Origin of the sequence: Kitasatospora sp. NPDC059803 (assembly GCF_042732255.1) — a bacterium.
GTDB lineage: Bacteria > Actinomycetota > Actinomycetes > Streptomycetales > Streptomycetaceae > Kitasatospora.
In genome coordinates this window covers 1-12,686 of sequence record NZ_JBHWIJ010000046.1, presented here as the reverse complement: position 1 = coordinate 12,686, position 12,686 = coordinate 1, and the positions used below count along the sequence as shown (strand labels likewise).

The window sequence follows — 12,686 nt, the reverse complement described above, 5'->3', positions numbered from 1 at the left end:
GAACGGCGGGTATGCGGGATGGGCGCCGTGGGATAGTGCTTTCCCGAAACCGCGCCCCCAGGAGTCCCGCATGCCCGCCCACCCGGACCGTCCCACGCCGAGCGACCCGGACGGCGACGAGGTACGCAAGCTCCACTGGAGCGGACCGGTGGGCGCGGCGAAGGTCCTGGGCACGGTGCTGCGGTCGCTGCGGGAGGAGCGGCGGCTGCGTCTGTCGGACGTCGCTCCCCGGATCCGGGCGTCGGCGTCGAAGCTGAGCCGGATGGAGCGCGGGGAGAGCACCCCCTCCAAGAGGGACGTCAACGACCTGATCACGATCTACGGCGTCGGCCCCGAGGTCCGCGCGCACGTCGACGTGCTTCTGGAGCGGGTCGTGGCGGGGCCGTTCGCCGCCGAGTACGCCGACATCACACCCGGCTGGTTCAGGCGCATGATCGGGCTGGAGGTCGAGTCCGCCCGCATCCAGTACTGGGAGGGCGGAGTGGTGCCCGGGCCGCTGCAGACGTGCGCCTACGCGCGGCGGATGATCAAGGCCGGCCTGCCCCGGGCCCCCGCCGAGGAGATCGAGCGCCGGGTGAGCCAGCGCATGGACCGCACCCGGCTGCTGGACGACGCCGACCGCACGGTCGTGGCCCTGCTGGACGAGAGCGTGCTGTACCGCAACACCGGAGGCCCCGAGGTCATGATCGGGCAGCTGGAGCACCTCAAGGAGCTCAGCCGGCGGCCGAACGTGCATGTGGCGATCCTGCCGTTCACCGCGGACCTGACCCCGCCGTCGGGGGCCTTCACCCACCTCGCCTTCGAGTACGGCGGCCCGAGCGACGTCGTCTACGTCGAGGGCCCCGGCATCGGGGCCATCTACCTGAGCAAGGACCCGGACGTCGAGCGTTACGCGGACCTGCTGAACACCCTTTTGTTCCACGTCGCCGACTACGAGGTCGGCCTGGCGCTCATCGACGAGGCGATCGGGATCCACCGGGGCAGGATGCGCCGCCCCGGTCAGTGAGCCCTGGCGACGCCGCCGAACTCCGTCCACTCGTCGCTCGTCTGCGACGTCCGGGCAGCGGCCGGGTCGGGACGCCACTGCGACACCTCCACCACACCGGGGTCGAGGATCTCCATGCCTTCGAAGTAGCCGACCACGTCCTCTTCCGTACGGACCTCCCCCCAATGGTGCTGGGTGAGGTCGGCCATCAGGTCCGTGATCCGCCGGCGGACGTCGAGATGGGGGCTGACGAGCTGGGAGATGGCCATGTAGGCGGGGGCGTCGGCGGGCAGCCGCTCACGGACCTGGCGCACGAGCCGCGCGGGCGGGACGGATCCCTTCTCCGGGATGCAGTGCAGGACGGAGACGAACAGCGCCGCCGTCGGCACGCGGGGCAGGATCAGGTCCTGCACGGCCCTGCTGGAGAAGATCTTGTCGGTGTCGCGCATGTCGGCGTGGACGACGGCCGTGTTCGGGTTCCCGGCCAACAGGGTTCGGCCGGTGTGCACCACCATCGGGTCGTTGTCGATGTACACGACCCGGCAGCTGTCGTCGATCTCCTGAGCTATCTGGTGCACGTTGCGCTGGGTCGGCAGGCCCGAGCCGTGGTCGATGAACTGCCGCACCCCGTAGTCACGCACCAGCGTCTGCACCGTGCGCACCAGGAACGCCCGGTTGATCGCCGCGACCTCGACGCTGCTCGGTGCGACCTTCAGCAGATCGCGCACCCCGTCACGGTCGGACTGGAAGTGCGCGTGCCCGCCCAGCAGGAGGTCGTACATGCGGGCCACGCTCGGAACGGCCGGATCGTAGGTGACGGGAGAAACGATTTCCGCATCCGGTTCCAACGCGACCACCCCTGGCTCGGCCCCTTGATCGAAGTGCCCATGCTAGAGCGCTACATGACACTGCGCCAGGTTGTTAAAGGGTCTCGGAACCCGTAAGGCTGAACTCCGGGCGGATGTTATGGCGCACCTGAGCGAAGGGGTGGCGCAGGTACGAAATCCCACGCCACCCCTTTCACTCCACGCCCGCCGGAGCCGCCCCCTTCGGTCACGCCCTTCCGGGGCCGAAGGCGAGTTCGCCGACCAGGGCACGCGGCAGCCCCCGCTCGGCGGCGAGCACCAGCCCGGCCGCAGCCGCCGGTTCGACGCCCATCAGGTCCGCGGCCTCGGTCAGTCGCATCCCCAGCCGGTAGTGCAGGACGGCGGCGTCGGCCGCCGCGACGGGCAGCAGGCGGTGCAGCACGTCCTCGCCGTCCTGGCCGTACGGCATCCGGCAGTGCAGGGACACCGCCTCGCGCACCAACACCCACGCTCCGGCCGCAGGGCTGCGCCCGCACACCAGCCGAGGCCAGCACGCCACCAGTGCCTCCACGACATGGTCGACGACCTCGCCGGCCGCGGGCGTGCGGCCCAGCCGGGCCACCGCGTACCCCCGGTACAGGCCGCGGCGGCGTTGGACGAACGCGTCCAGGCCCACCGCCTCAGCCCCCGTCACGGTCCTCGCCCCCTTCCGGCGCCGCCGAGCGCGCGAAGCACCCGGACGGTCCGAACTCGTCGGAGTAGACGGCCGCGAGCGCCGCGTAGTGCATGCGTTCCCAGTACGGGCGCAGGTCGCCCGGGTGCCCGCCCAGCGCCGCGGCCAGCTGGCTGACCACCGGCCAGTCCGGCACGGTCTCGCCCGCCAGCACCGATCGCACCAGCTCCGCCGACACCCCCCGGGCGAGGGCGCACACGGCTTCGGCGTCGGGCTGCCCGGCCGCCAGGTGCAGGCCCCGGATCGCCCGCAGCATCTGGTCGGCGGCACCCGCCACCGACACCCGCCCAGGGCGCTCGGCGCCCTGGGCCACCTCCCACAGCAGCCGCAGCTCCTCCGGCACCCCGCCGAAGGCCCGCGCCAGCGTCTGCAGGACCGGCCACGTCGGCACCCGGTCCCCGGCGAGGATGCGCGAGACGTACGACGGCGAGCACCCGGCCAGCTCCGCGGCGGCCTGCGGGCTCACCCTGCTGCGCTCCTGCAGCGCCGTCAGCGCCGCGGCGAGCAGCCCCGCACGGGGCCCCGAATCCGGCTCCGGCTCCCCCGCCGAGGCCGGTGCCGGCGCGGCCGGTGCCGCGCCCGAAGCGGTCCCCGGCGCGGGCGGGGCCTGCCGGTTCGAACGCCGGCTCAGCTGCTGTTCCACCCGCCGCAGGGTCCACCGGCGCCGGGCCGAGTCCGGCTGGACGCCCAGCGCCGACCCGATCTCCCCCCACTCCATCCCGTCGGCCCGTGCATCGCGGACGACGGCCGCCACATAGTGGTCGGCGTCACCCCGCAGCGCCCGCGCGCACGCCAGCCTCACCGTCAACGGCGCCCGGCGCGCCTGCGCCTCCAGCAGCCGGCCGGCACCCGCGTGCACGTCCTCCGCCACCAGTTGCCCCCAGCCCCCGGCCGCCCGGGCGGGGCGGCGCGCCGCCCCCTTGGCCGCGTCCCGCAGCCTCTGCGCCTGTTTCTGGCACGCCACCCGGTGGTACAGCCGGGGTCGCCCGGCCCTGACCGGCCGCCTGAACACCTCTCCGCACGACGGCAGCGCACACACCACCGTCACCCATCCCGCCATCCTCACCCGCTCTTTTCTCTCTCCCTCGGCGGTATTTCCACCCCCGGGGGCGGGCCGCGGCGCGCGGCGCCCCCGGGGCCGACGGACCGGGGGGCATCCGCCGCGGCGGTCGCCCCCCGACCGCCCTGCTACGGGTGCAGCCGCAGCCGCCGGAACCGGCATCGCGCCTGACCGGCGGCGGTGACCAGAGCGCCGATTCCGGCGAACCGCCACCCCGCCCGTCTGTCGGCACATGCCAGTGGCACAGTCGCGGCCGGGGCGACCGAGCCGAGGGAGACCGAAACTCGCCAGTAATCAAAGCCGGACGGCCTTCGGGCCGGCAGCGGGACACTGGTACGTTCGGTGGTGATCACGGGACGCATCAACCGCCCCGTGAGGGCGTAGCAGTGCATGACACTCCTCCGCTCCGGGCCCCGGCCGACGGTGGACAGACCATGGCCGGGGCTGCGCTTTCTTGACGCTGAAAAAGGTACTCCTCCGTGAAAGCGGTTTGCACCGCAGATGTCTCAACCCGGTACTGCACGTGCCGATGGGAATGGCATTGCCGGTGAGATCCAGCAGTGCCCGCGGACCTCGCAGCGACACCGGTTCCGCTCTCACCATGGCGTGACGATCGGACAGAATCGGGCATGTGTTGACGCTATCCGGGCTCTACCGATCGGTAATAGCCGATTTCCGGGCCGGTGCACCGCGTGGCGACTACAGGGCCGTAGATGGACGGGCCGGTTTTCGGTATTCATCGAATTGCAGATGCAAGCAATCGGATGATGAGATTCCACAAAAGCCGTGATGCAAGTCACATGATGTGGCGGTCGCGGGCGTCGATCATCGCGCGAGCGCACGGTACGGACAGATCGCCCGGCCCCAGGCGCCGTGATATCGGGAGGACCAGGCGAGTCAGCTGACAGCTCGTCAGCAAAGGCAGCAAGAGGTCGGCAAAAGGTCAGCATCGGTCCGATTGAAGGCTGCCGCGCCGCCCCGAACGCGCGAGTCGACGTGACATCCCGCAGGGCCCTCCCACCCAACCAGCGCGCGCCTCACGAACGCAGTTCACCAGGTCAGCGCACGCGCCCCCGCGCCTTCAGCGGGAGGGCGGGGAGTTCCGGCGCGCGCAGGCGGTCGCCGGCGTAGCCGTGGACGTCGCCGAAGCGGGCGGTGGACATCCAGTCCTCGCGGGCCCGGGTGATCTCCTCGCCGGTGCGGCCGATGAAGTTCCACCACATGAGGATCTGCTCGTCGAAGGGTTCGCCGCCGAGGAGGAGGACGGCGGCGTCGGTGCGGGCGTGGAGGGGGAGTTCGGGGCGGCCGCAGCCGAGGTAGAGCACGGAGCCGGGTTCGACGCGGACGCCGTCGACGTCGACGCTGCCGGACATGGAGAGGACGGCGTACTCGAAGTCGGGGACGAGCGGGAGCTTGAGGTCGGCGCCCTCGGTGAGGGCGAGGTCGGCGCCGACGAGGGGGGTGTAGGCGGTGCCGGGCGAGGTGGCGGTGTCGAGGGTGCCGAGGATGACGGTGCCGTGCAGGCCGGGGGCGGTGACGACAGGCAGGTCGGCATGGTGCTCGAAGGTGGGGGCGGTGTGCCGGTGGGCGTCCGGGAGGGCGACCCAGAGCTGGGCGCCGTGCAGGTAGCGGGCGTGCGGGCGCGGGGATTCCTCGGAGTGGGAGATCGCCCGGCCGGAGGTCATCAGGCCCAGTTCGTACGGGCGGACGGTCTGGAGGCTGCCGAGGCTGTCGCGGTGCAGCACTTCGCCCTGGTGGAGCCAGCTGACCGTCTGGAGGCCCATGTGGGGGTGGGGCGGGACCTGCATGCCGGGTTCGTCGGCGATGTCATCGGGTCCGTAGTGGTCGACGAAGCACCAGGCGCCGACCATCCGGCGGCCCAGGTTGGGGAGCAGGCGGCGGACCATCGTGCTCTCGCCGAGCTGGACCTGACGCCCGGTCAGCAGGTCCTTGACCGGTCCGGTGTCGGCCTCGCGGCCACAGGTGGTCGGGGAGGGCTTGCGGTCGAGGTTGCTCATGTGCGGTTCCACCACCGTGCGGAGAGGGGCCGGGCGAGGGGCGTTCGCCAACGATCATCCCTGACGGCCGGTGGATCCTCCACCCCTCCCCGGGCCGGGCCCCGGAACGCCGCCCCTGGACGACGGCTGGCCCGGGCCCCTGAACACCGCTCCGCCCGGACTCAGGGCTCAGTGCCCGCAGGCCCACCAGGCGTCCGCCGAGGCCTTGGTCGCGAGCTCCCGCAGCTTGCGCACGGCCTCGGCCGGGTCCTCGGCCCCGTACACCGCCGAGCCGGCCACGAACACGTCGGCGCCGGCCTCGGCGCAGCGCTCGATGGTGCCGGCGGAGACGCCGCCGTCGACCTGGAGCCACAGTTCCAGGTCGTGCTTGGCGATCAGCTCCCGGGTGCGGCGGATCTTCGGCAGCATGATGTCGAGGAACGCCTGGCCGCCGAAGCCGGGCTCGACGGTCATGATCAGCAGCATGTCGAGCTCGGGCAGCAGGTCCTCGTACGGCTCGATGGGCGTGCCCGGCTTGAGGGCCATGGAGGCGCGGGCGCCCTTGGCGCGGATCTCGCGGGCGAGGCGGACGGGCGCGGCGGCGGCCTCGACGTGGAAGGTGACGGAGCCGGCGCCGGCCTCGACGTACTGGGGGGCCCAGCGGTCCGGGTCCTCGATCATCAGGTGGCAGTCGAGCGGGGTGTCGGTGGCGCGGGCGAGCGACTCGACGATCGGGACGCCCAGGGTGAGGTTGGGGACGAAGTGGTTGTCCATCACGTCGACGTGCAGCCAGTCCGAGCCCCTGACGGCCTCGGCCTCGTCGGCGAGCCGGGCGAAGTCCGCGGACAGGATGCTGGGGTTGATCTGCGCCATTACCGACTACCTTCACACGAGGGTTCACACGAGGGCTGCGGCGTCCCGGGAGCGGGCACCTCGTCCCATCATCTCGCGCCGACGCCCGGCCGGGTGCACACCGGGACCTCCCCGTGACCGTCATCACACCCGGTCCGGGATTACCGTGGCCGCCGCCGTGGTCATCAGCACTGAAGCGGCCCGCGCGCGCCCGGTCCGTCGGCGCCCGCCGAGCCGCCCCGTCCGGCCGGGTTCGCCCCGCCCCTCTCCGAGGAAGGTCCTTCGATGGCCGATCTCGTCCACCCCGCCCGTGCACTGTGGTGGCTCTTCGAACCGGTGCACGCCGTCACCTACTTCCTGCCCGAGAGCCGCGAGGCCTACGAGGCGGCCGGGCTGCACGGTGGCTGGCGCGGCTACTTCGCCAGCCGGTCGGCGCCGCTGGGCGCGGTGGACGCGCCGCCGGTGATCGCCGCGTTCTTCAGCTTCTCCCCGGCGATGGTCGAGCGCGCGCTGCCGGAGGTGTGGACGCACGCGAGCCCGGAGGAGGCGCTGGCCGCCCGGTTGAAGGGTTCGGCGGCGGCGCTGGCCCGGCTGCTGGAGCACGTGGACCCGGCGCAGGTCGAACTGGTGGTGGAGGCCCTGGAGCGGGCCGCGGGCCGGCTCGACTGCGTCGGCCGGGTGCTGGCCGCCGCCAACGCCGCGCTGCCCCGCCCCTCCGGCCTGTACGAACGGCTGTGGCAGGCCGCCACGGTGATGCGCGAGCACCGCGGGGACGGCCACGTGGCGGCGCTGGTGGCGGCCGGATTGGACGGGTGCGAGGCGCTGGTGGTCCGGTGCGCGATGGACGTCCGGCGCGAGATGCTCCAGCCGATGCGCGGCTGGACGGACGAGGAGTGGGACGCGGCCGCGGCGCGCCTGGTCGATCGGGGCTGGCTGACCACGGCGGGCTCGGTGACCGAACTCGGCCGGATCCGGCACCAGTCCCTGGAGGCCGCCACCGACCTGGCCGCCGCGCGGGTCTGGGAGGACTACCCGCGCGCCGAACTCGACCGACTGGCCGCCGCGTTGAAGCCGATATCGGCGCTCTGTCGCAGCCAACTCCCGGTCAACCCGGCCGGGCTGCCGGACAACCCCTGATCAACCCCTGATCAGCCCCTGATCAGCCCCTCGTGAGGTCCCGATCAGCAGCCGGTCAGCTCCCGACCGGTTGCTGGTCGGGAACCGATCGGGCGCCACCCGTGCCCGGCGGGCCGAGGACGATCCCCCGCCCGGCGTAGAAGCGCTCGAACGACCGCCACGGCACGTGCGCGAAGGACTGCGACTCTCCCGGGAATCCGGACGGGTTGTGGATCACCACCGCCGTGTCCGTGGCGCCCACCACCAGCACCAGGTGTCCGCCCCGCCGCACCGGCGCCGGACCGGCCGGCTCCCGGATCGCGGGATGCACCGACACCATCACCAGCCGCCCGCCGGCCACCTCGGCCGCCAGCTCCGCGGGCGCCAACTCCCGCGCCTGCGCGGCCAGTCCCCACCGCCGCCGGACGTAGTCGGCGAACGGCGTGTGGATCAGTCCGCGCAGGCTCTCGCCGTCCCGGACGTACGCCCCCGCCGCCACGCACTCCCCGGCCAGCGTGAGCGCCGGGGGCGCCAGGCCCCACCAGTGGTCGAGTGCCATCCGCAGGCAGGCCACCCCGCACAGCCGCCACGACCACCACGCGTACTCCTCCGGGGTGGCCGCACCGGACTGCCCCCACCGGGGGTCCTCGGCCGCGTCGACCTGTCCGTCGATGATCACCCGCACCAACTCGGCCGATTCCCACTGCGCGTGGTACGGCACCTCGTGCACCACCGGCCCGCCCGCGGGCGCGCCCGTCGCTGCGCCCGCGTGTGCTCCGGCCGATGCGCCGGTCGGCGCGCCCGCCCGTACACCTCTCGGCGCGCCCGTCGGCATCCCGCCCTGCTCCTCCGCCATCCCCCGACGCTCTCACGCCGCGGCACCCGGGCCGACCCGCGACACTCCCTGAGCGCCCGGTGAGCACCCCTACTCGGGCACGCGCTCCCCCGGGCCTTCCTTCGAGCCCTCCTTCAGGCCTTCCGTCGAACCCTCCGACCGGTAGGCCAGTCGCTGCGACGCGCGGCGCCCACGCGCCTCGAGCGGCAGGGAGCCGGTGGCGCCCGCGAGACCGAACGGCGGCATGTCGAAGTAGATCGACTCGTACCCGCCCTCCGGCACCACGTACGTCTCGTGCCACAGCCCGACGTGCCGACGGGCCTTCCCCTCCCGCAGTTTGCGGTTGACGATGCCCCAGACGCTGTGGTGGAAGCCGTCCGGCGCGCTCGCGTAGCCGTACAGCTTCTCCTTCGACTCCCAGTACTGGACGACGTAGTACGTGCGCGGCGAGGCGGTGAGCAGGATCCGCCCGCGCAGGCCGCGTTCGGGGCTGCGCCCCAGTTCGTACAGCATCCGGAACATCGCGAACATCACCGGGCCCCAGTGGTGGACGGCCCAGAAGCGGTTGATCCGCATGCCGATCAGCAGCACCACGGTGTCGCCGGTGGCGCCCGCGGTGGTGTAGCCCGGCGTCGGCTTGGCGAACATCGATCGGACGAACGTCGTTCCCATGGACATCTCGGCCTCCCGCACCCCATGTAATCGGTGATTACATCAGGGCCGGGAAACCCGGTCAAGGCTCACTGCACGCACAAATCGGTTACTGCGAAGGATGGTTGGCGATTCCCTGACCGAAGGTGTCGAGCACCTTCCCGGCCAGCTCCTCCGCCTCCTCCCCCGGCAGGTAGCCGTCCACGATCATCTGCGCCAGCCCGAACACCAGCGCCTGCCCGGCCAGCCCCATCAGCCCCGGATCCCCCGGACGCAACCGGCCCGCCTCCTGGTCCGCCACGATCAGACCGGTGAACGCCCGGTCCATGCCGTCCAGTTGATCCCGCAGCTCCGGCTCCCGCGAGGCCACGAACACCCGTGAACGCACCAGGTCGAACCGGTGCGGATGGTGCAGCGCGTACCGGACGAACCCGAGCCCGACCGCCCGCATCACCGACCCCCCGGCCGACCCCCCGGCCGGATCCACCGCCGCCACCGCCGCCACCTCGGCCTCCTGGCACCGTACGAAGTCCGCCAGCACCCGGTCCGCCAGCGCCGTCAACAACGCCTGCCGGTCCGCGAAGTGGCGAAACGGCGCCCCCGCCGACACCCCGGCCCGCCGCGCCACCTCCCGCATGCTCACCTTCTCCTGCCCGTACTCGTCCAGCAGCTCGAACGCCGCGGCGACCAGCGCCTCCGGCAGCGATCCGTGGTGGTACGAGCTGCGCCCGCCAGGCCGTTCCGTCATGCCTGCCTTGCTACCACAGCAAGCCGCCCCACCAGGAAACCATCACCCCACCGATCGGAGCCCCATGCCCACGCACATGCCCACACCCATGCCCATGCCCACACCCACACCGGCCGCCCCCACCCCCCAACCCGCCTCCCGCGCCGCCGCCTTCGCCGCCGCCTACGCCCTCCTCCGCGCCTCCGCCACCCTCGCCGACCACTGGATCCAGACCGACCACCAGGCCGGCGCCAAGGGCCGGCCCACCCCGGCCGGCCGCCGCGCCTGCGCCGCACACGTCGCCGCCTACACCGCCACCCAGGCCGCCGCCCTCCTCCTCGGCACCCGCGCCCTCGGCCTCCGCCCCAAACCCCGCCGCCTCCTCGCCGCCCTCGCCCTGTCCGCCACCACCCACTACCTCGCCGACCGCCGCGAACCCCTCCGCCGGGCAGCCGACTTCACCCGGCGGGGAGGCTTCGTCCGCCTCGCCGAGCACGGCATGAACGGCGCCTACCTCCTGGACCAGGCCTGGCACCACGTGTTCGAGACCGGCGCCGCCCTGATCGCCGCGACGTGACAGCATCCGTCCACCGCTCACGGCAGCCCCCCGAGCCGCGCGGCGGCCGCGAGCAGGCCCTCGGGGTCCGTCACGAGGGTCAGCTTGCGACGCCCCTCCGGCATCCCGCCGAACGGCGGCAGCGCCGTGAGCTGCCGCAGCAGTTTGGGGCCGATGGCCAAGCAGTCCGCAAGGTCCTTCTGAGCGACCCGCAGGTGAACGCCGTCGGGCCCGCTCACCGCGAGTTCCTCGTTGTCGAGCAGCGGCGCCAGGAGCCACGCGAGCCGCGCCACGTTGTCGCCGGACCGCGACAGGACCTGGGTCTCCAACTGCCGGCCGATGACGTACGACCAGATCGCCGCCCCGTACGCGTCCTGGAACGCGCGGCTCCTGAACAGCTCCGCTCCGAGGGTGACCACTTCGCAGTCCGTGTACGCCGTCACGGTGGCCGTCCGCGGCCGGCGGCCGTACACGGCCATGTCCCCGAGGAGGTCGCCAGGGTGCCGGAGGACGATCAGCTTCCCGTCCTGGTCGATCCGGACGGCGCCCTTCTTCAGGAAGGACACCGAGTGACCCTCGGCGCCCTGCCGCATCAACTGTTCGCCTTTCCGAATCCACCTCACTTTGGCGGAACCGAGGATTCCCTCCCAATCGGTGTCGGACAGGTGATCTCGAAATGTTCGATTCAGCCCGAACGCCTGCTCCGCCGTCGAATTTCCCCACAAGGTCATGGCGAGAGATTAGAGGCACCGCACCCCAATCAGGCTGCACGTCAGGCAAGTTGCCGCACACCCGGACACCTTCCCCATATCGGATGCTACCCTGCCGCACCTTTGGATCGCCTACGAATGAACCTGTGGCGCACCCCACATCGTCAAGAGGCCTCCGGCCCCCTAATTTTCGCCGCCGGGCCGCAGACTCCTGGTCATCAGCTCGACCGCCCGGTCGACACGCCCGGACCGTACGTTCCAGGAGGCCGCCATGCCCGAACCCCCGTCACTTCCCGGCGACTCCAGCCAGCCCCTGCCGCCGCTCTCCGGCCTGCTCTGTGTGGACGTGAAAGGCTTCACCGAGCTGCCCGGCGCGGTCCACGCGCCGGTCAGCGCCCACCTTGAGCCCGTCATCGACGCCGCACTCACCGCGGCCGGCCTCGACGACCTCCGGACCGCGAAGAGGTTCCCCGCCAACTCCGGCGACGGGCTCGCGTTCGGCTTCGACCCCGTGCTGCTGGGGTACGTCGTCCACCCGTTCCTCGACCGCCTCGACGAGCAACTCGCCAAGCACAACGCCGATCCGGGCCGCGTCCGGCTCCGGATGCGGGTGAGCGTCCACTCCGGTCACGTCGCGCCCGAGGGCGTGCCCGGCGAGGGGAACGGGCCGGCGAGGAACGAACTGCACCGGCTGCTCGACTCCCGAGAGGTCAAGGCCGTTCTGGCCAGGGCCAGCCCGGAGACGACGCACCTGGTGGCGATCGTCTCCGACCGGGTGTACGAGGACGCGGTCGTCTCCCGGCACTCCGGCCTGCACCCGGACCGGTTCCAGAGCATCCTGGCGACCGTTCCCGGCAAGGCGTTCGCCCGGCGGGCGTGGCTGTACGTCCCCACCCCGTCCGGGAACCTCCTCGTCCTGCCGGAGAGCTCCTCGTTCCATCCGCCCCGCTCGCTCCGGCGGCTCTTCAGCGCGTTGCGCCGTCTGAGTTCGAAGATCTGGCCCATTCTCGATCCGCACCGTCCGTCGGGAGGAACCGACCCATGGCTCTGATCACGTACAACAGCCTGCTCGACGTCATCCACGCCCGGGTGACCAGCGCCGCCCACCTGCGACCGGAGGTCCTGCCGGTCGAGGTCGGCGGGGAGACCGTCCACCTCGACCTGCCGCAGGCCCGGGCGGCACTGTACGAGCGGCCGGTGGACGAGGTGCTGCGCCGCGAGGTGTGGCGTCGGGCCGTCGCGCTGGGCCAGCACGACGCGCTGGCGTCGGCCATCGGCTCGACGGAGGTCACCGGCTGGGTCGAGGCCGTCGTCTGGCTGGCGCTGCCGCACCTCAGGCGGGTGGCCCGCCAGGCGGCGGGCCGCCTGGGGGCGGACCGGCGGGACGTCGAGTCGGAGGTCGTGCTCGCGGTCGTCGAGCGGCTGGCCGAGGTCTCGGTGGACGATCCCGACGTCGGGCCGGACCTGCTCCGGGCGGCGGGCCGCCGGGGGTGGGAGTTCGCCCGCCGGGGGGCGCCCGGCGGGCGGGCGGGGGGGGCGCCACAACCGCGGGGCGGCGCACCCTCGGTCGTGGTGTCTGGCCCACCGCCAATGAGAGTGCCCCGCGCCGGACCGCCCGGCCCCCCCCCCCCCGGCCCCCCCGCGGCGCGCGCCCCCCC

Annotated in this window: 13 protein-coding genes and 1 pseudogene; 5 read left to right on the top strand and 9 right to left on the bottom strand. The window is 72.7% G+C overall.

Annotated elements, in window-relative coordinates; all coding sequences use genetic code 11:
• Positions 1 to 70: 70 nt before the first annotated feature.
• Positions 71 to 1,006 carry a helix-turn-helix transcriptional regulator gene (locus ACFV6I_RS10710; RefSeq protein WP_063346613.1) on the top strand — a complete coding sequence of 312 codons (936 nt, stop codon included), beginning with the start codon at positions 71 to 73 and terminating at the stop codon, positions 1,004 to 1,006.
• Here ACFV6I_RS10710 and ACFV6I_RS10705 read toward each other — a convergent pair.
• The 5 genes from ACFV6I_RS10705 to rpe form a co-directional block, all read right to left on the bottom strand.
• Positions 1,000 to 1,842, bottom strand: a complete 843-nt coding sequence (locus ACFV6I_RS10705; RefSeq protein WP_380424435.1) for an SAM-dependent methyltransferase — start codon at positions 1,840 to 1,842, stop codon at positions 1,000 to 1,002. The genes ACFV6I_RS10710 and ACFV6I_RS10705 overlap by 7 nt on opposite strands.
• 196 nt (positions 1,843 to 2,038) lie before the next feature.
• Complete coding sequence (locus ACFV6I_RS10700; protein WP_380424433.1) at positions 2,039 to 2,485, bottom strand: hypothetical protein; 447 nt, start codon at positions 2,483 to 2,485, stop codon at positions 2,039 to 2,041.
• Positions 2,472 to 3,395, bottom strand: coding sequence for a helix-turn-helix domain-containing protein (locus tag ACFV6I_RS10695; protein WP_380424431.1), 924 nt, complete (start codon positions 3,393 to 3,395; stop codon positions 2,472 to 2,474). Before ACFV6I_RS10695 ends, ACFV6I_RS10700 begins: the two co-directional genes overlap by 14 nt.
• A 1,247-nt stretch (positions 3,396 to 4,642) precedes the next feature.
• Positions 4,643 to 5,602 carry a pirin family protein gene (locus tag ACFV6I_RS10690; RefSeq protein WP_380424429.1) on the bottom strand — a complete coding sequence of 320 codons (960 nt, stop codon included), beginning with the start codon at positions 5,600 to 5,602 and terminating at the stop codon, positions 4,643 to 4,645.
• Positions 5,603 to 5,770: 168 nt separating this feature from the next.
• A complete protein-coding gene (gene rpe / locus ACFV6I_RS10685) occupies positions 5,771 to 6,454 on the bottom strand; it encodes a ribulose-phosphate 3-epimerase (RefSeq protein ID WP_380370691.1) in 684 nt (227 codons plus the stop codon).
• Positions 6,455 to 6,718: 264 nt separating this feature from the next.
• Between rpe and ACFV6I_RS10680 the strand changes: the two genes are divergently transcribed.
• On the top strand, positions 6,719 to 7,570 hold the full coding sequence (locus tag ACFV6I_RS10680; RefSeq protein ID WP_363372641.1) for a hypothetical protein: 852 nt from the start codon (positions 6,719 to 6,721) through the stop codon (positions 7,568 to 7,570).
• A 55-nt stretch (positions 7,571 to 7,625) separates the two neighbouring features.
• Here the strand turns inward: ACFV6I_RS10680 and ACFV6I_RS10675 are convergent, their stop codons facing one another.
• The 3 genes from ACFV6I_RS10675 to ACFV6I_RS10665 form a co-directional block, all read right to left on the bottom strand.
• A complete protein-coding gene (locus ACFV6I_RS10675) occupies positions 7,626 to 8,405 on the bottom strand; it encodes a C39 family peptidase (protein WP_347878514.1) in 780 nt (259 codons plus the stop codon).
• Between the two features lie 69 nt (positions 8,406 to 8,474).
• Positions 8,475 to 9,032 (bottom strand): DUF4188 domain-containing protein, encoded by a 558-nt coding sequence (locus tag ACFV6I_RS10670; protein ID WP_380424465.1) that lies wholly within the window; start codon positions 9,030 to 9,032, stop codon positions 8,475 to 8,477.
• Positions 9,033 to 9,144: 112 nt separating this feature from the next.
• Positions 9,145 to 9,783 carry a TetR/AcrR family transcriptional regulator gene (locus ACFV6I_RS10665; RefSeq protein ID WP_380339812.1) on the bottom strand — a complete coding sequence of 213 codons (639 nt, stop codon included), beginning with the start codon at positions 9,781 to 9,783 and terminating at the stop codon, positions 9,145 to 9,147.
• 94 nt (positions 9,784 to 9,877) lie between these two features.
• Here ACFV6I_RS10665 and ACFV6I_RS10660 point away from each other — a divergent pair, with 94 nt between their 5' ends.
• Positions 9,878 to 10,339, top strand: a complete 462-nt coding sequence (locus ACFV6I_RS10660; RefSeq protein WP_380424427.1) for a hypothetical protein — start codon at positions 9,878 to 9,880, stop codon at positions 10,337 to 10,339.
• Positions 10,340 to 10,356: 17 nt separating this feature from the next.
• Here ACFV6I_RS10660 and ACFV6I_RS10655 read toward each other — a convergent pair whose 3' ends face one another.
• Positions 10,357 to 11,049 (bottom strand): cyclic nucleotide-binding domain-containing protein, encoded by a 693-nt coding sequence (locus ACFV6I_RS10655; RefSeq protein WP_079135459.1) that lies wholly within the window; start codon positions 11,047 to 11,049, stop codon positions 10,357 to 10,359.
• A gap of 250 nt (positions 11,050 to 11,299) precedes the next feature.
• On the opposite strand from ACFV6I_RS10655, the gene ACFV6I_RS10650 reads away from it, so the two are divergent.
• Both ACFV6I_RS10650 and ACFV6I_RS10645 read left to right on the top strand, forming a co-directional pair.
• Entirely contained in the window at positions 11,300 to 12,079 is a 780-nt protein-coding gene (locus ACFV6I_RS10650; RefSeq protein ID WP_380424425.1) for a hypothetical protein, read from the top strand.
• Positions 12,070 to 12,686 (top strand): annotated as a pseudogene (locus tag ACFV6I_RS10645) (hypothetical protein); the annotation flags it as partial. The gene ACFV6I_RS10650 and the pseudogene ACFV6I_RS10645, both read left to right, overlap by 10 nt.